This is a genomic window from Coprobacillus sp., from assembly GCF_984815275.1.
Genome location: NZ_CFJNYH010000033.1, coordinates 1 through 22,942, shown reverse-complemented (window position 1 = coordinate 22,942; position 22,942 = coordinate 1). Strand labels below are relative to the sequence as shown.

The 22,942-nt window shown below is 31.9% G+C and carries 28 protein-coding genes and 1 pseudogene; 26 read left to right on the top strand and 3 right to left on the bottom strand.

Annotated features, from left to right (window positions below; translation table 11 throughout):
* Nucleotides 1–5 precede the first annotated feature (5 nt).
* From AC5M21_RS11960 to AC5M21_RS11880, 17 genes and pseudogenes are all read left to right on the top strand, one after another.
* Nucleotides 6–344 carry a DUF6664 family protein gene (locus AC5M21_RS11960; protein WP_008787749.1) on the top strand — a complete coding sequence of 113 codons (339 nt, stop codon included), beginning with the start codon at nt 6–8 and terminating at the stop codon, nt 342–344.
* On the top strand, nt 341–679 hold the full coding sequence (locus AC5M21_RS11955; RefSeq protein ID WP_008787748.1) for a DUF6664 family protein: 339 nt from the start codon (nt 341–343) through the stop codon (nt 677–679). The genes AC5M21_RS11960 and AC5M21_RS11955 overlap by 4 nt, the downstream gene beginning before the upstream one ends.
* Before the next feature lie 60 nt (nt 680–739).
* Complete coding sequence (locus AC5M21_RS11950; RefSeq protein WP_008787747.1) at nt 740–1,075, top strand: DUF6664 family protein; 336 nt, start codon at nt 740–742, stop codon at nt 1,073–1,075.
* Between the two features lie 50 nt (nt 1,076–1,125).
* Nucleotides 1,126–2,139, top strand: coding sequence for a DUF3991 domain-containing protein (locus AC5M21_RS11945; RefSeq protein WP_008787746.1), 1,014 nt, complete (start codon nt 1,126–1,128; stop codon nt 2,137–2,139).
* Nucleotides 2,140–2,260: 121 nt separating this feature from the next.
* Nucleotides 2,261–2,932 carry a methyltransferase family protein gene (locus AC5M21_RS11940; protein WP_008787745.1) on the top strand — a complete coding sequence of 224 codons (672 nt, stop codon included), beginning with the start codon at nt 2,261–2,263 and terminating at the stop codon, nt 2,930–2,932.
* 111 nt (nt 2,933–3,043) lie between these two features.
* Nucleotides 3,044–3,331 (top strand): hypothetical protein, encoded by a 288-nt coding sequence (locus AC5M21_RS11935; RefSeq protein WP_008787744.1) that lies wholly within the window; start codon nt 3,044–3,046, stop codon nt 3,329–3,331.
* Nucleotides 3,332–3,593: 262 nt separating this feature from the next.
* Entirely contained in the window at nt 3,594–4,145 is a 552-nt protein-coding gene (locus AC5M21_RS11930; protein WP_008787743.1) for an ADP-ribosyltransferase, read from the top strand.
* A gap of 55 nt (nt 4,146–4,200) precedes the next feature.
* Nucleotides 4,201–4,533, top strand: coding sequence for a plasmid mobilization protein (locus tag AC5M21_RS11925; protein WP_008787742.1), 333 nt, complete (start codon nt 4,201–4,203; stop codon nt 4,531–4,533).
* The gene (locus AC5M21_RS11920) at nt 4,533–5,939 is read left to right on the top strand and encodes a relaxase/mobilization nuclease domain-containing protein (RefSeq protein WP_008787741.1); all 1,407 of its coding nucleotides are present in this window, start codon (nt 4,533–4,535) and stop codon (nt 5,937–5,939) included. Before AC5M21_RS11925 ends, AC5M21_RS11920 begins: the two co-directional genes overlap by 1 nt.
* Nucleotides 5,902–6,675, top strand: a complete 774-nt coding sequence (locus AC5M21_RS11915; protein ID WP_008787740.1) for a PcfB family protein — start codon at nt 5,902–5,904, stop codon at nt 6,673–6,675. Before AC5M21_RS11920 ends, AC5M21_RS11915 begins: the two co-directional genes overlap by 38 nt.
* A 6-nt stretch (nt 6,676–6,681) precedes the next feature.
* Nucleotides 6,682–7,581 carry a hypothetical protein gene (locus AC5M21_RS11910; RefSeq protein ID WP_008787739.1) on the top strand — a complete coding sequence of 300 codons (900 nt, stop codon included), beginning with the start codon at nt 6,682–6,684 and terminating at the stop codon, nt 7,579–7,581.
* An 11-nt stretch (nt 7,582–7,592) separates the two neighbouring features.
* Entirely contained in the window at nt 7,593–7,775 is a 183-nt protein-coding gene (locus AC5M21_RS11905) for a hypothetical protein (protein ID WP_008787738.1), read from the top strand.
* Nucleotides 7,765–8,316, top strand: coding sequence for a type IV secretory system conjugative DNA transfer family protein (locus AC5M21_RS11900; RefSeq protein ID WP_238637663.1), 552 nt, complete (start codon nt 7,765–7,767; stop codon nt 8,314–8,316). The genes AC5M21_RS11905 and AC5M21_RS11900 overlap by 11 nt, the downstream gene beginning before the upstream one ends.
* Before the next feature lie 732 nt (nt 8,317–9,048).
* On the top strand, nt 9,049–10,827 hold the full coding sequence (gene ltrA / locus AC5M21_RS11895; protein ID WP_434470037.1) for a group II intron reverse transcriptase/maturase: 1,779 nt from the start codon (nt 9,049–9,051) through the stop codon (nt 10,825–10,827).
* A gap of 110 nt (nt 10,828–10,937) precedes the next feature.
* A pseudogene (locus AC5M21_RS11890) lies at nt 10,938–12,200 on the top strand (VirD4-like conjugal transfer protein, CD1115 family); the annotation flags it as partial.
* Between the two features lie 21 nt (nt 12,201–12,221).
* Nucleotides 12,222–12,539 carry a hypothetical protein gene (locus AC5M21_RS11885; protein WP_008787736.1) on the top strand — a complete coding sequence of 106 codons (318 nt, stop codon included), beginning with the start codon at nt 12,222–12,224 and terminating at the stop codon, nt 12,537–12,539.
* Entirely contained in the window at nt 12,539–13,378 is an 840-nt protein-coding gene (locus AC5M21_RS11880) for a VirB6/TrbL-like conjugal transfer protein, CD1112 family (RefSeq protein ID WP_008787735.1), read from the top strand. The genes AC5M21_RS11885 and AC5M21_RS11880 overlap by 1 nt, the downstream gene beginning before the upstream one ends.
* 26 nt (nt 13,379–13,404) lie before the next feature.
* Here AC5M21_RS11880 and AC5M21_RS11875 read toward each other — a convergent pair whose 3' ends face one another.
* Complete coding sequence (locus AC5M21_RS11875; RefSeq protein WP_493531497.1) at nt 13,405–13,788, bottom strand: hypothetical protein; 384 nt, start codon at nt 13,786–13,788, stop codon at nt 13,405–13,407.
* 81 nt (nt 13,789–13,869) lie between these two features.
* Between AC5M21_RS11875 and AC5M21_RS11870 the strand changes: the two genes are divergently transcribed.
* The 7 genes from AC5M21_RS11870 (at nt 13,870) to AC5M21_RS11840 (ending at nt 20,697) form a co-directional block, all read left to right on the top strand.
* Nucleotides 13,870–14,244 (top strand): PrgI family protein, encoded by a 375-nt coding sequence (locus tag AC5M21_RS11870; protein WP_008787733.1) that lies wholly within the window; start codon nt 13,870–13,872, stop codon nt 14,242–14,244.
* Nucleotides 14,225–16,573, top strand: a complete 2,349-nt coding sequence (locus tag AC5M21_RS11865; RefSeq protein ID WP_008787732.1) for a VirB4-like conjugal transfer ATPase, CD1110 family — start codon at nt 14,225–14,227, stop codon at nt 16,571–16,573. Before AC5M21_RS11870 ends, AC5M21_RS11865 begins: the two co-directional genes overlap by 20 nt.
* The gene (locus tag AC5M21_RS11860; RefSeq protein WP_017143868.1) at nt 16,566–16,778 is read left to right on the top strand and encodes a DpnD/PcfM family protein; all 213 of its coding nucleotides are present in this window, start codon (nt 16,566–16,568) and stop codon (nt 16,776–16,778) included. The genes AC5M21_RS11865 and AC5M21_RS11860 overlap by 8 nt, the downstream gene beginning before the upstream one ends.
* A 37-nt stretch (nt 16,779–16,815) precedes the next feature.
* Complete coding sequence (locus tag AC5M21_RS11855) at nt 16,816–17,595, top strand: DUF6674 family protein (protein ID WP_008787730.1); 780 nt, start codon at nt 16,816–16,818, stop codon at nt 17,593–17,595.
* 34 nt (nt 17,596–17,629) lie between these two features.
* Nucleotides 17,630–18,022 (top strand): DUF6075 family protein, encoded by a 393-nt coding sequence (locus AC5M21_RS11850; protein WP_008787729.1) that lies wholly within the window; start codon nt 17,630–17,632, stop codon nt 18,020–18,022.
* Complete coding sequence (locus tag AC5M21_RS11845) at nt 18,019–19,635, top strand: lysozyme family protein (protein ID WP_117581860.1); 1,617 nt, start codon at nt 18,019–18,021, stop codon at nt 19,633–19,635. The genes AC5M21_RS11850 and AC5M21_RS11845 overlap by 4 nt, the downstream gene beginning before the upstream one ends.
* 327 nt (nt 19,636–19,962) lie before the next feature.
* On the top strand, nt 19,963–20,697 hold the full coding sequence (locus tag AC5M21_RS11840) for a hypothetical protein (protein ID WP_008787727.1): 735 nt from the start codon (nt 19,963–19,965) through the stop codon (nt 20,695–20,697).
* A 60-nt stretch (nt 20,698–20,757) separates the two neighbouring features.
* On the opposite strand, the gene AC5M21_RS11835 is transcribed toward AC5M21_RS11840, so the two are convergent.
* Nucleotides 20,758–20,961: a helix-turn-helix domain-containing protein gene (locus tag AC5M21_RS11835; protein ID WP_008787726.1), complete on the bottom strand. Its 204-nt coding sequence runs from the start codon at nt 20,959–20,961 to the stop codon at nt 20,758–20,760.
* Between the two features lie 97 nt (nt 20,962–21,058).
* On the opposite strand from AC5M21_RS11835, the gene AC5M21_RS11830 reads away from it, so the two are divergent.
* Nucleotides 21,059–21,772: a hypothetical protein gene (locus AC5M21_RS11830; protein ID WP_008787725.1), complete on the top strand. Its 714-nt coding sequence runs from the start codon at nt 21,059–21,061 to the stop codon at nt 21,770–21,772.
* Nucleotides 21,773–21,864: 92 nt separating this feature from the next.
* On the opposite strand, the gene AC5M21_RS11825 is transcribed toward AC5M21_RS11830, so the two are convergent.
* Complete coding sequence (locus tag AC5M21_RS11825; RefSeq protein ID WP_008787724.1) at nt 21,865–22,107, bottom strand: helix-turn-helix domain-containing protein; 243 nt, start codon at nt 22,105–22,107, stop codon at nt 21,865–21,867.
* A 125-nt stretch (nt 22,108–22,232) separates the two neighbouring features.
* On the opposite strand from AC5M21_RS11825, the gene AC5M21_RS11820 reads away from it, so the two are divergent.
* The gene (locus AC5M21_RS11820) at nt 22,233–22,475 is read left to right on the top strand and encodes a hypothetical protein (protein WP_008787723.1); all 243 of its coding nucleotides are present in this window, start codon (nt 22,233–22,235) and stop codon (nt 22,473–22,475) included.
* Nucleotides 22,476–22,942: the final 467 nt, after the last annotated feature.

Genomic DNA, 22,942 nt, shown 5'->3' with positions numbered 1-22,942 from the left:
TAGAAATGAAGTTCATTGATTTATTAAGTGAAGAATATACAACGCTTATGAGTCCTTTTTTAGACCGTTTAGATGAAAAGAGTTGTTCTGAATTAGAACAAAAGTGTGAAAAATATCGTAAGTTAAATGAAAAAGCAAGTCAATTTGCTCGCCAAAATTATTTTATTTTTGACTTCTTTGAAATAAGGGAATTATCACAGGAATCATATTCTAAGGAACAGATGCAGGCATTAAAAAAATATCTTGAATATCAACGACAAATAGATGATTATGAGCATATGGAATTTTATAAAACAGGGTTTGCTGATTGTATAACGTTACTAAGTATGATAGGTATTTTATGATAAAATATATTGATCCGTTTTTAGAAGAAAATACTTCATCTTTTTGTGATTTCTTTGAAAGGCTAGACAAGAAGATGTTAGTCAGCCTAACTAACTGCAAGGAGTATATAAGGTTAACTAAAGAATGTGAAAAAATAAAACTGCAGTACCCTAACTTAGTTGAGATTATTGAATCTGCTGAAGCAACAAATGATATATATACTAAAGAAGAAATACAGGCTTTAGCAACCTATATATACAATCAGCATAAGATCAGTAATTATGAGATTTATGAAATGTATAAGATTGGATCAGCAGAATGTCTGCAATGGTTAATGATTACTAATCTGCTGTAACAAATCGCACATTTGAAATCTCCCTACCTTTTCAGTACTGTATTAGGTGGAGGTGGGAGAATGTTAGAGGATAGAAATTATAAGAGTATTCTTACAATATTGAATGAGAATTTTGATGAATTGTGCTATGAAATCATTCAGGATGCAGAGCTACAAAGTGATTACCGGGAACTGATGTATATCAAAAAACTGCTATTAACAGATTTTCCAGTAATCAATAAAATTGAATTATCACAAGCAGTTAACATCGAAGATGAAGATTTAAAAAACATAAAAGAATATCATGAAATCAATAACTCTATAAATAAAGTTCTGATGAAAGAAGCTTATTTTAGAGGAGTTAAAGATATGATACTCATGCTTGCAAGAGCAAATATCTTTAAGGAGAGTCAATAAAATGATTCTCCTTTTTGCATTAAAAAATAATTACAAGGAGTTATGTAAAAATGGCATATATAAAACCAGAGATATTAAAGAAAGTAAAACAGGTTGATCTATTAACATATCTGTTAAATTATCAGCCAGATAGATTAAAAAAGATTTCGCATAATACCTATTGTATACGTGATCACGACAGTTTGCATATTTCAAATGGATTATGGAATTGGCAGTCAATGGGTATTGGCGGTAAATCAGCATTGGATTTTTTAATTAAAGTAGACAATTATACATTTCTAGAGGCAGCAAATATTATTGCTGAAAATATAAATGTAAAAGCACCTGAATATGTCCCCTACTCAGAAAAAGAAAGAGATAAAAAATTACAAATTCCTCAAAGAGCAAAAACTGATCAAAATGCTATTGATTATTTATTAAGTCGAGGAATATCATTTAATATTATTAAACATTGTATTGACCATTATCTATTATATGAAAATGAATATTTCAGTCCTTCAACAAATAAGGTATATCAAAATGTTGCTTTTATAGGCTGGGACAAAAAGACTAATAAACCTCGACATATAGCATTACGTGGGATTAATCAAGATTTCATAGGTGATGCAACCGGCAGTGATAAACGTTATTCGTTTTGCATTGAATCAAGCAATCCTGACTGTGACACAGTTCATATCAATGAAGCACCGATAGATGTATTATCTCAAGCTACTTTATTTGAGCAGGATAACAAAGAATTTAATCACGAGCATATTCTTTCGCTAACAGGTATTTATGCACCTAGAAATGATACCAAGGAAATCAAGATTCCACTGGCATTACAACAATTCCTTATAGATCACCCTAAAATTAAAAATATAATTTTTCATTTAGATCTTGATAAAGTTGGCCGACAAGCAACAGCATTGATTATTGAAATTATGAAATTGAAATTGCCAGAATACACTTGTTATGATGATCCACCAAAATACTATAAAGATACTAATGATAATCTATGTATGAGACTGGGTATTGCTAAAGTAAAATCTAGATCAAAAATGGATAATAAAGAATATACAAGATAATTTTTATTTGTTACAAAATATTTTAAAATATGCTTAAACTTCTAAATTTCTTGTGTACAATATTATTTAATGAGATAATATAGCCATAGATAAATTAGAATTTTTATGTGAGGTGACAGCAATGAGAAAGCAGTCTTATTCATATCTAGCAAGAGTAGGTTTTCAAAAAATAATAAGTTTTTTACTATATCTAATTGGTGCAGGGTTTACACTGACATATGCAGGAATATTCTATTTTATTTATCTTTTCATCACAACCATTATAATTTGTTTGATTTTGTTCAAAACAAATGAGGAACTATTAGCAAAACGAGGAAAAATAAATACGGATTCTCCAACATGGGATAAAATACTTTTATTTGTATTTTGGATATTAAATTATTTTGCAGTATATTTATTAGCAGGCATGTATGAAAGCAGTGAGCACTTAAATTTAGCATATTATTTAGGAATTGTTTTAACCATGTTTGCAGCATGGTTCTCGACAAAAGCAACTATAGAAAACTCTTTTTTAGAATCTACAGCGAGAATCCAAAGTGACAGAAATCAAAAGGTTTGTACAACAGGACCGTATAGAATTGTCCGGCATCCTGCGTATAGTGGACTAATATTAAATAGTATTGGGTTATCTTTGATTTTTCCTTATGTTAGTGTTTGGATATGTATGGTAATAACTGCTGTAATCATCGTAATACGAACAGCATTAGAGGATAGGATGCTTAAAGATGGATTAGATGGGTACTATGAATATACAAAACAAACGAAGTATAAACTGATCCCATTTATTTGGTAATACATTGTAAATTCCAGTTTATCAAACTGGTAAATTAGAATTTAATGAATAGTAAATTGATATGATAGGTAAAATATCGACTATTTATTAAAATTGAAGGAGATGATACCAATGAAACAATATCATGTTATAAGTGCTAAAAATTTCGGGTATGAAAGTGAATTAGGTGATGAAACATATGACTACTTTGTATTTCCATCAAATAAATTCAGTCAAAGTGATGTTATGAGCCTGTTTGTAAGTATTACTAAATATACATGGAAAAATAATAATGAATATCCTTATACTGCATATGAGTATATGGGTACGCAATATTGCAGTGATCTATATGGAAAACAATACTATCAAATAATATATAACGGTTTGTTTGATGAAGACAACGTACCATATATCCCATAATGTATTGATATTAATTTAGCGTACTGTTTTAATATTATATGTAATTCTAATAGTTTATTAGGTAAATATTTGAGCCGGTCAGTAATAACGAAGAATAAAAATGCACAATCTAATTTTATATAATGCACTATACCAGCAAGCACTGGATATGGATAGCCCATTATCCTTTTTAGGGAATTGCCCTAATACCCTTTAAAAATTAAATAGAGTAAGAAGGTGAGGAAATATACATTATAGAATAGATAGTAGAATTGATGAAAGTGTGCATTTTAAAGTAGTACATGTTAATAATTTAAAAAAGCAATTTTCGAATTGGAAAAAGAATTTGAATAAAGAGGAGAAAAAAGCAATAAGGAAGTATATTAGAAATTCAAAAAAAATAAATGCTAAGTTAAGGGATAATAAAGATTGTTTTGAAGCTAGTATTATTTCAAAGGCAATAAGAAAATGTCCAATATTAAAAGAAAATATTATAGTAGTTAGATGTATTGATAAAAAGGAAAATAACTATTATAAAACTTTAAATAAAAATAGTATTTTTAAATGTGCAGATTTTAAAGGTACTCATGTATATCATCGTATACTATTGAATAGATTTTTTAAAGTATCTAACAGCAAGGGATATGCTATAATATTGATTCCTAAGGGTTCTCCAGTTGCATATATTAGTGATATAAGTTGGTTTGTATTATTTAGAAATGAGAAAGAATTATTAATTGATAGGAATCAGCAATTTAGATTAATTGATACATTTAATATTTTAAATAGTAATGGATATGTATTTAAATTAGAAAATAATTTATTAATACAATAAGCAACAGAATGAAAATAAGCTGTTGTTTTTATTTTACAATAAAAAGGAGCAAAAAATGAGAAAACGAAATATATCAATTATCACAAGATTAAATGAAAAAGAAAAAAATCATCTTGCTACATTAGTGAAAAGAAGTGGCTTATCTCAGGAAGCATATATACGTCATTTAATAAACGGTGTTGTTCCTAAAGATAGTCCTCCTGCTGATTACTATGCAATGATGAAAGAATTACACGCTATTGGTAACAATCTAAACCAGTTAGCAAGAAAAGCCCATCAGTTAAATGTCATTAACGTTGAACAGTATGATCTGGCAGTCAAAGAATTTGAAAATGCTGTAACAAAGATAACTGAAGCAGTTATTTTGCCAAAGCCTATGGATAAATAATGGCAACTACAGCGATATGGGATGTTAAAGGCTGGCTAGGTAAATTAGTTATCTATGCTGAAAACCCAGAAAAAACAACTAACCCCAAATACTACGAAAAACAGAATATGAATGATCAGGATACTGAAGCATTAGGTGATGTTATTGGATATGCAATGCGTGAAGATGCAACAGTATCTGAAGAACTTAAAGAACATTTTGTTAGTGGCATCAACTGTTCTATCAACACTGCAAGAACGGAAATGATGGCAGTTAAAAAGCGTTATGGCAAAAAAGATGGTATTGTTGCCTTTCATGGTTATCAGTCTTTCGCCCCTAATGAAACAACTCCTGATATAGCACATGAGATTGGTGTAAGGCTTGCTAATGAATTATGGGGTGAACGATTTCAAGTAATCGTTGCTACTCATTTGGATAAGGAAAATCATATCCACAATCATTTTGTCTTAAATTCAGTCTCTTTTAAAGATGGATATCGTTACAATGACTGTACAAAAACATATATGCTGATGCGTAAAACCTCAGATCGAATCTGTAAAGAATTTGGATTGTCAGTTATTGAAAATCCAAAGCGTGGCAAAGCAAAACATTATGGCGAATGGAAAGCCGAAAAAGACGGCAGACCAACATGGCGTGGTATTATCAAGGCAGATGTAGATGAGGCTGTTTCAAAAGCAGTAACTGATAAACAGTTCTTTTATCTGCTCAGACAAAAAGGATATACAATCAAACAAGGTAAAGATATTACCGTTCGACCTCAAGGAAAAGAACGTGGTATGAAGTTAGCAAGAAATCTAGGTGATGAATATAGCTATGATGCCATTTGTAAAAAGATATTAAACAACACTAGAAATATACCGCCTGAAAAGAAAGAGCCAGACAAAGTCATTGTCATGAAACTACATGGTCCTCTTAATAAACATCGTAAGTATAAAGGGATTCGTGCCCTATATTTTCAATACTGCTTTAAGTTAGGAATACTGCCAAAAAACAAATCAATATCCCCTGCCAGACTTCACTTTTTGTTAAAGGAAGACTTGGCAAAATTAGATAACATAAATAAAGAAACTAAGCTGTTGTGTATTAATAAGATTGATACTTCTAAGCAGCTTTTTTCATACCAGAATCAACAGCAGGAACAAATGAACTCGCTAATCAGCAAACGTAAACATATGCGTTACAAACTTAGAAGTGTCCACTCTGAAGATGAAAAATCATTACTGAAAAGTGAGATATCAAAACTGACTGCTGAAATTGGTAAATTGCGAAAGGAGGTGATTTTATGTGATCATATTGCAAAACGTTCAGAAGTTATAAAAGAAAAGTTAAAAGTTATTAAAGAAGATGAAAGAAAGGAGGAATCGAAAATTGAACACAGGAGGAGAAGCCGCCGATCAAGTCATTAAGATGGGCTTGAATGGTGCAGAAGTTGCATTACGTATTACAGGAGCAGCTGCTAAGGAAGTGGCAACCATGCTTTATGCAATTTTAAAAGACAATAAGAAAAGCAAAGGTCGTACCCGTTTAGAGAATCTAATTAAAACAGGACGACCTTTAACTATTTTTACTGTTAAAGCCAGTGATTATGATCAGTTTAAAATCGAAGCAAAAAAATACGGTATTTTGTACAGCGGTATTCGAGATTCAAAAATGAGCAACGACGGCATGGTTGACATTATCGTTAAGCAGGAAGATGCAAGCAGAATCAATCGCATTGTTGAGCGATTCAAGTTTGCTGATGTCTGTCAATCTGAAGCTCAAATCAAATCTGATATTGAAAGAACACGTGAAGCGAAAAAGAATAAAGAAATCCCTGATCGTAACCAACCAATGAAATCGGAAAATGAAAAAGTAATGGAAGAAGTATTTGCAAAACCACTTCAAAAAGAAACAAATGCTTCAAACCCCAATCTGGCGAAGACGACAAAATCCCGTCAGTCCGAGCCTTTATCGAAGAAAGTCGTGGGGGAACCTGTTAAACTGCCAAAGCCTAGTGTTAAATCACAGTTAAAGGAAATAAAGACAGAACAGGATAAAAAAGCGACTCATCCAGTCAAAGAAGAAAAGTCAAAATCACATTCTTCTAAAGCTGTCAATCACAAACAGCCTAAAACTAAAAAATCGAAAAGAAAAGAGAGGTAACAACTTATGAGTAATTTTAATGATATGTTTACAGGTATTTCAAGTCCTGAAGAAACAAGACAAAAATCTATTGAAGCTTTTGTTGCTGAAAGTAAGGCAAATAGAGAACTATGTTATACTATGGCCGATGAAATGGCATTAAATGTAAGTGATAATCCTAAAGTGTTTCAGTCCTATTTAGATGTGCAGAGCAGATTCCCTAATTACTCTGTTAACAATGCTTTACTGATATTAAAACAAATGCCACAGGCAACACAGTTAGGTGATCTTAATTACTGGAAAAATCAAAAAAACTATATCCGTAAAAATGAATTAGACAATAATGTATTGATTTTAGAACCAGGTGATGAGTATCGTCGTGAAGATGGATCAGTTGGAACATATATCAACGCTAAAAAAGTCTATGATATCTCACAGTCTAAAAACTCACGTCATCGTGAAACACCATTGAATGATATTAACAGTTTGATTAGAGCAATAGCCAACAGTTCTCCTGTTGCCTTTAAATCTATTGCTCCAGAACAAATGCCACAAGGATATGCTGTTTTATATGATAAAAATTCAGATAGGATCTATTTAAGAAACGGTCTTGACGATGGTGTCAAAGTCTTTCAGCTGACAACGATGGAGATTGCACATGCAATGATGGCAAAAGATAATCCTGATTATGATCGTAACGAAAGTCATTTAACAGCCTATGCAGCATCCTATATGTTATGTAAGCAGTATGGTATTAATACTGATGATTTTACTTTTGAAGTCAGCCCTGAAAGTGAAACCAATGAACCGCAGGATATCAAAAAGGAATTAACAAAAATCAAAAGTATTGCAAATGACATCTCTAATCGTATGGAACCAACATTAGTAAAAAATCGTGCTACAAAAGAAAAATCATATGAAAGATAAAGGGATACGCCATGAAAGAAATATATACACTTAGGCTTGATAGATATGATTATGGTATTATTTTAAACACTCTCAATGACAGAAGAACTGAAATGATCAAAAACGATCAGGATACTGAAATCATTGATAATACCTTACTAAAAGTCATTGAAGCCAAAGAAAGATATAAAGGATGTGATCGCAGTGAGCGATGAACATAATCAGACATATATTGCGCTTTACCTCGCTGGTACTATTCCAGTTATCTGGATAGCTTTGTTATTAGCACCCTATTTATTTAGAGGAGGTATATTTGCACATCTTGCTGATATGACCAATGCCTTAAACAATCCATTATCTATTACATGGATGGAAGATAGCCTAAAAACTATCTTCCTTTTTCTATGTATTTATGGTGCAGGTATTGGAATCTATTATTCTACCAAAAAGAACTATCGTCGTGGCGAAGAACATGGTTCAGCAAAATGGGGTTCCATTACAAAAGTGAATAAAAAATATTCAAGTAAGAAACCCATTGAAGATAAGATATTGACACAAAATGTCCGTATCAGCTATAAAAGCCGAAAACATCGACGTAATCTACTCACTTTGATCTGTGGAGGTAGTGGTGCTGGTAAGACAAGATTTTATGCAAAACCTAATCTTTTACAGGGCAATACCAGTTTTGTCGTATTAGATCCTAAAGGTGGTGCGAGACGTTCGTACATGAAAAGTGTACGCACATCTCAAATTTAAAAATATTGAATTTGAAATGGAGAACTGAATATGTGATTAGTCGAATGATAAGGTAACGCTTTGAAAGGCTAACTTTGATCCTCCGACTGGCATGGATATGAGTAAACATAGAAATGTCAGAAGCTCGGTGAAGTCGGCAGAGAGATACCGTAACAAGTAAAGTTGACGAAAATCATTTAGAGGTAAGTGATGTATCCTATATGCCGGAAGTCTATAAGTTACCTATGGTTAGAATGCGGGGTGACATTCCCGCTGACGAAACTTCGAATGTACGGGTCTATATCGGGACTAAGTAGAAATGCTTAGTGACACAAACAGTGTCGCTGCTGTGGTTGAGTAAAACTCCGCCTTTATGAAAGACCATACAGTGTTACAGGCACTGTCAAGGCAGCAGGCTCATAGAAGTGACCTAAGGGTAAAATGAACAGATAACATATTCGGAACGTTGAAAGCTGACAACGTGGAGAATTTACTTTCTATGAAACGGTTCTAACGAAAACAGAATGTATAAGTTAGATTGATGTCAGTGAGAGCGGTGCCACGGTACCTGTGAAGCCATGATAACAAGTGGTGGAGGGATAGGCACTAGTCATGTTGATAAAGTAAAAGTTTAATTAGAAGAAGACGTATGGGTTCGAGTAAGACTAAGAGATGTATTACTTCTGCCATGGAAGGAGGGTACAGACCATACAGAAAACAAAGAAGAAGTTACGTAATAATGAGTATTACAATATGCAGGAAGTCTTTGATAGACTTTATGCAGACAGTAAGAATGGAAATAATTTTTACAAACTGTATGAAATTATTACATCAAAACAAAATATTCGTTTAGCATACAGAAATATAAAAACTAATAGTGGAAGTACTACTGCCGGTGTTGACGGCAAAACCATTAAAGATATTCAAAAATGTTCGGAGCAGTATGTTATACAAAAGATTCGAAACAAGCTGAATAACTACCAGCCTCAGCCGGTCAAAAGAGTGTATATTCCAAAGCCGGGCAGTGATAAAACCCGACCGCTTGGAATACCTACTATCTGGGACAGACTAGTACAACAGTGTATACTGCAAGTATTAGAACCAGTATGCGAGCCAAAGTTTTATAATCATTCCTATGGTTTCAGACAGAACAGAAGCTGTGAGCATGCAATCAGCAGAGTTGTAACATTAATCAATCTAGCCAGGCACTATTACTGTGTAGATATAGACATCAAAGGCTTCTTTGATAATGTAAACCATGGAAAATTGTTAAAACAGATGTGGACACTGGGGATAAGGGATAAAAGAGTCCTGTCCATTATTAGTAAAATGCTCAAGGCAGAGATATATGGGGAAGGAATACCAACCAGAGGGACGCCTCAGGGCGGTATTATCAGCCCGCTGTTATCGTTGATAGTACTGAATGAACTAGACTGGTGGGTCAGCAGTCAATGGGAACATTTTAAAACAAGTGGCAACTTTAAAGGAAAAGGTTTTGGAAGATATGCAAAAAAGTATACCAACCTGAAGAAAGGTTATATAGTTCGTTACTGTGACGATTTCAAAATCATGTGCACAAGTTATGAAGAAGCTCAGCGTTACTATTATGCGACTGTTGATTTTCTGGATAAACGGCTGTGTTTAGAAATAAATACAGATAAATCCAAAGTAGTGAATTTGAAAAAGAATTCATCTGATTTTTTAGGATTTAAAATCAAAGTCATTCCCAAAGGAAAAACGAGAAATGGTTTTGTAGCGAAAACGGATATGAATAGAAAAGCAATCTCTAAAGCAAAGAAAACAATGAAGAACAGACTTCTGGATATTGCCAATAAAGACAGAAATAAATATATAGATATATATAATTCTACGGTATTGGGGATACAGAACTATTACAGAGTAGCAACAAACATCTATAATAACCTGACAGAAGTTAATTATGCAATGTTGCCTTCATTGAGGATACGGCTTAGAAAGACAGCTAAAGTAAGAAAATTTTCAGAAATGGATGAAAGATTTAAAAACAGAACATATGGAATTCAGCCAAATACTAAAATCTATACGATTGGAGAAAAAGGGCTACTGCCTATAAATGCGGTAAAGAGATTTAATCCTCTGAACTTTAGTCAGAATATATGTGACTATACAAAGGCAGGCAGAAAAAAGATACATGATGATTTACTGGAAGTATCGTCAAATGAATTAGGAGAACTACAGCATATAAGAGACCCGGTAGAAACGATAGAATTTAATGATAACATTATTTCAGCATATATCGTACAAAAAGGGAAGTGCTATATATCAAAAGGAAAGTTGATTCCTAATCAGTGTATCGCCATTAGAAAAGAACCACATAAAGAACGAAATCGAGATGGATATACAAACATAGTAATCATACAACGAAATTTCGCCAATTTTATTTTTCAGTCAAACAGTAACATGAATACCATTGTTGAAGATTTAAATCTTGAAACAGAGATGAAAAAGAAAATAGTGAAACTGTACAACAGACATTCAAATACATTAAATTAAACTTTTACTTAAAAAACATGATGGCAAGCCGTATGAAGCGAAAGTTTCACGTACGGTTTAGAGCGGGGGAAAATCTGGAGATTACTTCAAAAGATTACCTATCGCTATAGCTTACGAGAGATACTGGTCATATGCTTAAGAAAACGGGATATGAAGTCCGTGTATTAGACCTTATTAATATGGATAAATCATTTTGTTATAACCCGTTTGCTTATTTAAAAAATGATAATGATGTACAAAAGTTAGTTACTAATCTATTTAAGGCAACAACACCTAAAGGCTCACAAAGTCAGGATCCGTTTTGGGACACTGCTGCATCTATGTTACTGCTGGCACTAATTTTTTATCTTAAATATGAAGCACCAGAAGATGAACAGAACTTCCCTATGGTTATGGAAATGTTACGTGCTGGCGAAGTACATGAAGATGATGACTATTATCAGTCCCCATTAGATGTACTTTTCTTTCGTCTGGAACAAAGAGATCCTAATCATATCGCAGTGAAGTATTATCGAGATTATCATTCAGGATCAGCGAAAACCTTAAAATCTATTCAGATTACTTTAGCAGCAAGATTGGAAAAGTTCAATCTTGAATCTTTATCGAAATTAACACAGACTGATGAATTAGATATGACAAGTATCGGTGAAAAGAAAGTGGCATTATTTGCCATTATTCCTGATAACGATACGTCGTTCAACTTTCTAATCTCAATTTTATATACACAATTGTTTCAGCAGTTGTTCTGGGTTGCTGACCATAAATATCATGGACGTTTGCCTGTTCATGTCCATTTCCTAATGGATGAGTTTGCTAATGTCAGCTTGCCGGATGATTTTGACAAGATACTTTCTGTCATGCGTAGTAGAGAGGTATCCGTCTCAATTATTCTTCAAAACCTTGCTCAGCTAAAAGCACTGTTTGAAAAACAGTGGGAAAGCATTGTTGGTAACTGTGATGAATTTTTATATCTCGGAGGAAATGAGCAAAGTACTCATAAATATGTATCAGAGCTATTAGGTAAAGCAACAATAGATACCAACACTTATGGTAAAAGCACAGGTCATAGCGGTAACTATTCTACCAATTATCAAAATAATGGACGTGAGCTTTTAACTCCTGATGAAGTAAGGTTATTGGATAATGAACTGGCTATTTTATTCATACGTGGAGAACGTCCCATCATGGATAAAAAATATGAAATCACTCATCATCCAAATGTATCTATGACACCAGATAACGGTGATAAAGATTTGGAATATCATCATGGAGAAATTACAGAAGCGATTGCTTCAGTATCATTAACTTATGATATTGATGATGCTTTGGATTTTGATTTAAGTGATGCTGAATTTGTTTTTGCTGATGAATAAAAAATATGGAGGAATTATTAAATGAAAGAAAAACAAACACTAACTCGTAAAGGGAAAGTATTATCTATTATATATGTAGTATTAGTCGCATTCTTTACACTAGGATTGACTCCTGTTCATGCTGAAGGAGATCCACTAACAGTTATTAATAACCTTAGTAATTTTATCTTTGGATTAATTCGAGCAATCGGGATGATTTTGCTTGGCTTTGGTATTGTTCAAATCGGTCTGAGTTTAAAATCTCATGATCCAAGTCAAAGAGCGAATGGTTTCTTGACACTTGCAGGTGGTGTTATTATTACATTCGCTAAAGAAATTTTGAATACTATCGCAGGCTAATGGAAAGTGATAACTGGATCGTTCAAAACCTGCAGAATGCTTTAAACACATGGAACGAAAAGTTAGCTGAAATATGGAGCATCATTACCCAATCACCCAAAGATTTTAAAGGTGGAGGCATTTGGCAAGTTATCGAGCAGATTAATGGAGCACTAATGGCCATTGGTCTCGCTCTATTAGTTTTATTTTTTGTTGTTGGTGTAATGAAAACTTGCGGATCATTTTCAGAAGTCAAGAAACCTGAACATGCACTAAAGATATTTATTCGTTTTGCCTTAGCAAAAGGAGTTGTCACTTATGGTCTAGAACTGATGATTGCATTATTTGAGATTGTACAGGGAATTGTATCGACAATTATGAACAGTGCAGGATTTGGTGCAGCAACAGATACAGTACTTCCCGATTCACTTATTACTGCAATAGAAGATGTTGGCTTTTTTGATTCAATCCCATTGTGGGCTGTGACCTTAATTGGCGGATTATTTATTACTATATTAAGCTTTGTCATGATAATGAGTGTCTATGGTCGCTTTTTCAGACTGTATCTGTATACAGCAATAGCACCAGTACCGTTATCTACCTTTGGCGGTGAACCAACACAGAATATTGGTAAATCCTTTTTAAAATCATACTGTGCAGTCTGCCTAGAGGGAGCAATCGTTGTATTAGCATGTATCATCTTCTCATTGTTTGCGTCATCTCCACCTGCAGTAGATGAAACTGCTCAGGCAGTTACTCAGGTATGGAGTTATGTAGGCGAATTAATTTTCAATATGCTAGTCCTTGTAGGAGCGGTGAAAATGTCAGATCGGGTTGTTAGAGAAATGATGGGCTTATAAACAAAAAAAGATGTTATTGTAACATCTTAAATTACTGGTTTATTAGTTTCATTGTGACGCAGTGTTCCCTGAGAATCAATATAAACATCATCAAGTGAAATACCACGTTCTCTTGCCTGTTGAATCTGCCATGAAACATCATCTTCAACTGCTTTAGCATATCTTCTGTCGTTAATGAAATCTTTTAGTGATTTCAGCCAGCTTAAGATACTAATAGCAATCGTTGCATATAGACCATATAAAACTAACTGTTCATTTTCAGTTGTCCACCTTGTAAAGAATGTGCTGATAACAGCAATCAACAGATAAACAAACGGTAATGTTAATCGTAACTTACCTGCAATTTTCATGGCTAATGAAATAAAGAATAATAGCACACTAATACCTAATAATATTACAAATAATGGCATAATGATCCCCTCCTATTTGGTTATAAGTATAACAGAAAATTTATCAGGTGCAAATGTGCAATTTTGAAAAGGAGATTAAAAATGGAAGTAAAAGTAAACAAGGAGATTCGTAATTATACTGAATCTATCTATTTTGGACTGTCACTTAGACAGTTCATTTTTTCTATTCTGTCCTGCCTTATGGCAGTTGGATTGTATTTTATAATGAAACCCTATTTTGGATTAGAAACATTATCATGGCTTTGTATTTTAGGAGCTTCCCCATTTGCGGTATTAGGTTTTATTACCTATAACGGACTTACAGCAGAGCAGTTTATCTGGGCATGGATCAAATCAGAATTACTGATTCCTAGAGAAATCAAGTTTGAAAGCAATAATGTCTATTGGGAAGCCTTCATTCCCTATATAGCAAATAAAGAAAGAGAGGAGTTAAAACGTGATAAAAACGTTAAGTAATTTAACCAAACAGGATAAAGAGAAATTTAAAGTGCCAAAAAAGATACAGCAGATCATTCCTATTGATACTATCTACAATGATGGTATCTTTCAGGTAGGAAAAAACAAGTTTTCTATTACGTATAAATTTACTGATATCAACTATGCAGTTGCATCACGTGAAGATAAAGAAGCAATGTTCCTAGAATATTCAGAACTACTAAACTCATTTGATAGTGGTGCAACCACTAAAATAACAATATCATTAAGACGATTGAATAAAGAGAATTTTGAAAAGGAAATATTACTGCCTTTAATGAATGATGAACTTGATCAATATCGTAAGGAGTACAATCAGATGTTACTGGATAAAGCAATGGGAACTAATGGTATGATTAGAGAAATGTATTTAACTGTATCAATATTTAGAAAAAACTATGAAGATGCTAAAGTATATTTTCGTCGTGTTACTACTGATATGACCGCCCATCTTGCAAGACTCGATTCTAAATGTAAAGTCTTGAATGCAGTTGAGCGATTACAAATACTGCATGATTTCTATCGAACTGGTGAAGAAATGTTTTTCAATATTGATCTTAAGCAGTTAATGAAAAAAGGACATGATTTCAAGGATTATATCTGTCCTGACAGTTTTGAATTTAAGAAAGATTATTTTACTATGGGAACACGATATGGTCGAGTTCTTTTTTTGAAGGAATATGCCAGTTACATCAAGGATAGTATGATTGCTGAATTAACTGATATGAATCATAATCTGATGATGAGTATTGATGTGATTCCAGTTCCAACTGATGAAGCAGTAAGAGAAGTAGAAAACAGATTATTAGGTGTAGAAACAAATATAACTAACTGGCAACGCCGACAAAATGCTAGCAACAACTTTTCAGCTGTTATCCCTTACGATATGGAACAGCAGAGAAAAGAAGCAAAAGAATTTTTAGATGATCTAACCACGAGAGATCAGCGAATGATGTTTGCAGTTTTAACCTTTGTACTCACAGCTGACAGTTTAGAACAGTTAGAAGCAGACAGTGAAACGTTATTAACGACTGCTCGAAAACATCTATGTCAAATGGCACCTCTCAATTTTCAGCAGATGGATGGGCTAAATACCGCTTTGCCAATTGGTCTTCGTAAGATCAATGCACTTCGTACCCTCACTACAGAAAGCCTTGCAGTATTAAACCCTTTTAGAGTTCAGGAGATCATGGATAAAGATGGTATCTACTATGGTGAAAATGCAATATCGCATAATCTGATTATGGTCAACAAAGAAAATCTGTTAAATCAGTCAGCGTTCTTACTAGGTGTACCAGGATCAGGGAAATCATTCAGTGCTAAAGAACTGATTGTCTTTTTAGCCTTAAGCACCAACGATGATATCTTAGTATGTGATCCCGAAAATGAGTATTCAGCACTTATCAAAACACTAGGTGGCGAGGTTATCCATATTGCTGCAGGCAGTGATGACCATATCAATGCAATGGATATGACACAAGGTTATGGAGAAGGCAAAAATCCTGTTATTGATAAGTCTGAGTTCATCTTATCATTGTTTGAGCAGCTGAATAAAAATGGGTTAGGAGCAAAAGAAAAATCAATCATTGACCGCTGTGTTGCTCTAGTCTATGAGGATTATCAAAATGGTGGTAAGTTGCCAACCCTTTGCGTATTAAGAGAGAAGTTATTAGAACAGCCAGAAAAGGAAGCAGATAATCTTGCACTTGAAATGGAATTATTCACAGACGGTTCATTAAATGCCTTCGCCCATAAAACAAATGTAGATACAAATAATCGCATGATTGTTTACGACATCATGGATTTAGGAAAACAGCTTAAAACTATGGGGTTGTTGGTTATTACCGATGCAATGATAAATCGAGTTACGGATAACTGGAAAAAAGGAATCCGAACTCATGTCTTTATTGATGAATTTCATGTTGTATTTGAAAATGAGTATTCAGCATCCTTTTTTAACAGTGCATGGCGTCAGTTCAGAAAAAGAGATGGGTATCCAACGGGAATTACCCAAAACGTAGAATATTTATTAGCTTCTGTAACAGCAAGTACAATGTTATCTAACTCTGAATTTATTGTGATGTTGAATCAGGCTTCACAAGACAGACAGAAACTTGCCAAACTGTTAAGTATCAGTGATGAACAAATGTCCTATATCACTAATGCTGATGCTGGGTGTGGTCTAATCAAATATGGAAGTTCGTTAGTTCCATTTATTAATCAGTTCCCAAAAGATACCAAACTGTATCAGTTAATGACAACCAAGCCAACAGATCGTCAAAATTCTATGAAAGGAAAACAATATGAATAAATATAACATTGAGATCAAAGAAACGTTAAGTCATATCTGCCAGATTGAAGCCAATTCATTAAGAGAAGCAATCCTTAAGGTCAAACATAAATATCATAATGGTGATATTGTTCTTAATGAAGATAATCTAGTTGCTACTGAATTTAATGATATGAATGAGCGTTCAAGTCAAAGGAAAAAAACAAATGAAAATAGAGAAAGATAATTTCTATCTTTCCACATTATAGAAAGGATCATTAATTATGGAAAAACAAATATTATCACAGCAGGAAAATATCAAAAAGTTTAGCCAGCTCTTAGGTGAAAATGGTATGAGTGATCAAAAAAAGGAATTTGATTATCTTATACAATATATTGATCAAATGGAAAATCAATTTGATACAGTTTTAGAAGAACTGAGAAGTGTAAAACAGGAATTAAATACTATTCAGGACAAAACATTTCGTGCAACCGCAAATAAAGCCGTTGACAAAGTAACAGCAAAAGTCAACGATGCAAAAAACTCCTTAATAAAACTAAAACAACATGTTTTAAAAACAGTTGATAAAGCAGTTAATGATTTTAAAAGACAAGGTAAATCAGCTTTAACTGCAGCTGTTAAAAAACTTAATGTTAAAGGTATGATTGAAACCATAAAAAAAGGCTTAGACAGTGCTACAAAATCAATGGATCAAAACATTGATTATTTATCAAAACTTGGTAATGAGATCCATGAAGCCAATTCACATTTAAAAAACGTTGGCAGAATGTTTATCGGTAAAGATACAAAGGAAATAACTCCACGTAATACTAATAAAGGTTTGATTTCAAAAACACAGGAAAATATATTCTTCTGTATGTCTGTATTTACAAAAATGTCAGTTAAGACAGATGCTGTATTAAACACCCTATCTGAATTAGAAAAAAAAGAAGAACCAAAAAAATCAGTTAAATCAGAACTGAAGGATATAAAGAAAACAAACAGCGAACCAGCAAATGCAAAGTTAAAAAGTAAAAACGAAATACATTTGGGGCAGAGATAATCTGCCCTATTTTAACGAATAGGAGAAACCAATTATGAAATTCAAATCAAAAGAACACGAACAATTTTTTTATACACTTGTTAACAGTTGTAAAAACAATGATACGTATCACCTTTCACTTTTCTATACACTTGGGATAGACAAAGACTGTAGATATCATATTAATGAGTTATATAATAAAAAAAATGATTCCATTATCATTAGTGGCCTAAATCAACCATGGCAAACTAGCGGTTCTGATCTAACAACAAGATTAGCCTTTAATTTATGGAACGGCTATACACAAGATGGCTATGAAAATGAAAGTACACCTTCAGAATTGTTCGCTTGTGAATATGCTCCATATTTTTTTGAAGCAGTTAAAATGAGATATCCTGAATACTGCAAAGAACAGCCTTATCGAAAAAATACGGGAAAAGAAAGATGAGCAAATCAATTAAAACGAGAGATATCATCAAAAATGTTAAATCAATTGATAAGGCTCTAATTGCTGGAGAACATATTCGTAATATTTCTGCAAAAACAAAAGAACATATTGAAGAAAATACACAATCTCAATATACAAGTCCAGATGATTATGCTATTAAAAAAGTCAACGAAAATGCTGAACATTTTATTAATAAGACTGGTATAGAAGCAAAGATCCAAACTCAAAAAGGATACAGGCTTGTTAAAGAAAGAAGAAAACGTAAAAAAGCCTATATAGATAATGAAATAACTGAATCTTCTTCTAATAAAATAAAGACAAAAGAACCTGCTCAAACAAACATCAAGACTTCAGGCAGTAAAACAAAAAAAGATATCAAAGCATCCAAATCAAATATCAAAAATACAAAAAACAGTGGTAAAGCAATTAAAAATACTTCTAAAACAACCATCAAGACTTCTCAGGAATTAGCAAAACAGTCAGCCATTAAATCTAAACAAATATCAAAAGAATCCTATCATACAGTAAAAATAATAGGTCGTAAATCATGGACAGTATCAAAAAAAGGCATCAGTACTGTTAAAAGAATAATTGATACAACAAGGACATCACTTGCTTTTCTTTGTTCAGTTGGCTGGATTGCAATTCTTATTATATTACTGATTGCCCTAATTGGTGGAATCTTTATGACTGGAAGTTCCAGCAGTGGAAGTGGTAATCAGTTATCACAGGAAGTTATTGAGTATACTCCAATCATTCAAAAGTATGCAGATGAGTATGAAATACCTCATTTTGTTAATGCTTTGCAGGCAATCATGATGCAGGAAAGCGGTGGTAAAGGAACTGATCCAATGCAATCCTCAGAATGTTCCTTTAATACAAAATTTCCTAATACACCAAATGCTATTACTGAGCCAGAGTATTCAATTCAAGTAGGTGTTCAAAATTTTGCAGACTGTCTGAAAAGAGCAAACTGTACTGATCCACTAGATATTCCTCTATTAAGTCTAGCAATGCAGGGATATAACTTTGGCAATGGTTATATTGAATGGGCAGTAAAAAACTTTGGAGCTTATTCACAAGGTAATGCTAAAGTGTTTGCAGATGAACAAGCACGTGAGCATGGCTGGAACAGTTATGGAGATCCTGAGTATGTTCCACATGTTATGAGGTATTATCAATTTGCAAGTTTAGGAACAAGTAATAGTAAATTAGTCAATATTGCATTATCGCAAGTAGGAAATCAAGGTGGTACACCTTACTGGTCTTGGTATGGATATAAAGAACGAGTTGAGTGGTGTGCCTGTTTTGTGAGTTGGTGTGCATATCAGTCAGGAGATCTTAATATTACAATACCAAAATTTTCAGCAGTTAAAGATGGTATAAAATACTATCAAAATAAAGGATTATGGGGAGATAAAAACTATATTCCTAAAACTGGAGATTTAATTTTCTTTGACTGGCAACAAGATGGTATTAGTGATCATGTGGGAGTAGTAGAAAAAGTAGAAAATAATATCATTTATACAATAGAAGGTAATTCCAATGATCAATGTAAACAAAACACATATAGAATTAGTTCAAACATAATTTATGGTTTTAGCATATCTTAACTAAACAAATGTGTCTATAAATTACAGTGTAAAAACACATCAATTTAATTGGATAATTATTAGTTGATGTGTTTTTTATAATTAAACCTATTATTAATTATATGATTATATAAATTAAATAAAACTTTCACTTTTATATACCCGATTACATTTACATCAATTGAATAATAGATATTTTTCTATTATTCATCTTATAGTACTATAAAACTTATCAGGATTGTTGAAAAGTGTCAAAAGAGAGTGATATTAGAGGGTGACATAGAAGCATATATATGATATTATGCTAATATGTATTATTTATGCATAACATGAAGGGAGAGATAAATTATGTATATATACGATTTTTTTAAATCGCTAGATTTACTTAGAAAGGATATGATGCCAGATATAAATGAAATACCTAATAAAAATGTTTTTTTCTTTGGTAACTACAGAAAAAAAGATTTAGATAAGTACGACATAGAGTTATCTTCTACAGATGAAAATTATCTTGTTTATAGTGAACTTGATAATTTCATTGAACTAAAATCTTTTGGTATTGATACTTATCTTGAATATATAAAACAATTAAACAATGAGCAGATTTATTTAAATGATTATGACCCAAATGCCTTTAACAGTAGTTTTACAGAGGCAATATGGCTTTTGGCCATTATATCATCCTTAGAACATAATCCATTCTTTGATGCACAATTAGATATTCCTTTTCCGTATCTAGATGACTTTCTTGAAAAAAATCTAATAGATTATTGTAATTTAAATGAAAAATTTATGGGAATCACATTGATAAAAGATATATATTTTTCTCAGATATTATATTTCGTAAAGAAATATATAAAAACAAAGTTAAATATAAATAAAGAAAAAAAATCAAATTCCATTACTTATGAAGAATTTTCTAAAATGGTCAGATCCAAAATCAAAGAATTTAGTGATATTGATCTTTATAATGATACTGTTTATTCATATACAGGTGAAAAAAATGATGAGTTTGATAATCTAGTTTACCAAATAGAACTAATAGGAGAACACCAATTAGAAACAAGAAGAAATCGTGATTAAGTATATCCTATTATGTTGAAAATAAAAAATTCATATACTACAATATGAATCATTTCTGAATTACTTTTCTTTTATTAATTCAAATATATCCCAAGGTTCACAATTTAATTTATCACATAAATTTTCAACAGTATAGAGTGTTATATTTTTGTTCTGTCGCAAACTGTCTAGTGTCCCTTTCGAAATATTATATTCATTCTCTAAAGAATATTGGGATATGCCTTTTCTTTTGATAGTTTCAAAAAATGGTCTATAAGAAATCATGATGAAAGCACACCCCTCTCTACTACATTTATTATAGTTTTTTATTTTTTACATTTCCTCACCGACATAGCGGTGATATATATAAGGAGCTACAATTATGAATATTAATAATTTTTTTAAAACATTAGAATATCTACAAGAAGAATTTATACCCAAAAACAATTATCCTAAGAATGCTATCTTCTCCAACACATATAAAGACTTAGATTATGTATTATCAAATAATTTATTAAAAAGTTGTAATGATAAATATTTAGTTTTTTATAAAGAAAATAATGTTTTGGACTGTATTGGAATAGATCAAGAGTTAAACTACATTAACAAACTGAATAGTATAAAAATTGAAATCCCTTGTTCTTTAAAAAGAGATTTAAATACTCCTATAATTGAGGCTTTAAAACTTTTCGATAAAATATCAAGTATAAAAGAGCAACACTATATGGATATTGATTTAATCGTTGGTGTTCTACCAATGTATTTTTTCTATAGTGATCTTGGTAACAGAGATAAACTTCGTTCAAATCTTCTATTAACGCCATTTGAAAATAATCCATTAAAGAAAGATATATACTTAGCACAATTTGAGTATTTTATAAAAAAATATGTTATATTTAGATTAACAAATAATTTTGAATTGAAAAACTTAAAATTTTGCTCTATATCCAATACAATATTTAAAGAAGCTCTTTCTAATGCAATTATAAATTACTGCTTTCAATTAGTTACATCAGGTAATAACGAATTATTTAAAGAAAGTATGATTATGGATCGGATTTTCAATGAACTAATTCTAGATTCATTAAATGGCTAATCTTATAAAATATACTGTTAATTTGCTATCTTGATGAATACTTATAACAATTTAATGCTTTTATTCAAATAACCAATTTACATATTCTATAATTATAATATAGATCTTTTTTCAGGAGGCTGATAGAACATAACCTCATCGAGTGTACAACCTATTGCATAACAAATCCTAGCAAGTATTTCTAAATCTGGTTTTGTAATTGTCCCCTCATAATATCTCTTCAAAACTCTATTATCCAGGACACACGCATGTTTAATATATGTTCTAGTCTTGTTATACTTCTTCATAGCTGGTTTTATATCAAAAATTATTTTACCATAATCTATCATATCCATTATTCACGCACTCCTTCATCTTTTTATTTAATATTACCAAAAACACAAGTGTCTTAAGAGAGTGATATTAAGGGGTGACTTAATGGTATTTAGTCTAATATAAGAATAGAAAGGGAGGAAATTGAATGTCTGTTATATATAAAAAAGCAACAACAAGAGAACAAGTCATTAAATATATAAGAGATTTAGATATTTATCATATAAAAAAACATGGGACTGTTTTAGTATTACCATTTACTGATAAAGAAACCAAAAAATTAATTGTAAAGGAACTAAAAAGACTTGGGATTTATAATAAAGTAAAAATAGTTGAAACGAATGACGTAAAAAAAATGTATCACAAAACGATAAAAGACAGAGCTAATTAACCTCTCAAGTCAGAATCACATAATTAAAAAGACACATTACAACAATTGAAGTTCTTTCTTGCTTTAGGGTAATGACATTTAAAAGAGATTTCTTTTTCTATTGAGAATACAATAGAAAAAGAAATCTCTTATTTTTTATTTGCCCAAAATCGAGTATGAACCAGATTATACTAATTCTTTTTTCTTTTGTATACTGGCTTATTCACACATTAACACATAGATTACCGTTTCATAAATAACCACATATCATACTTTATGCATCTTTAAGCCATTTATGGGATGTACAGTCTACAACGACAAATTATCTAACTATAGCAACTTAAAGTCATCAAAATGATCTTAGGCACACTCTTCAGCTCACTGTTTAAATTTATCAGATGCTGATTTACTCATTATCATACTCCTTCTTTCTACGAATTTTTTATTTATGACATTGCACTCTATAAGTACTTTTTCTTTTATTTAAC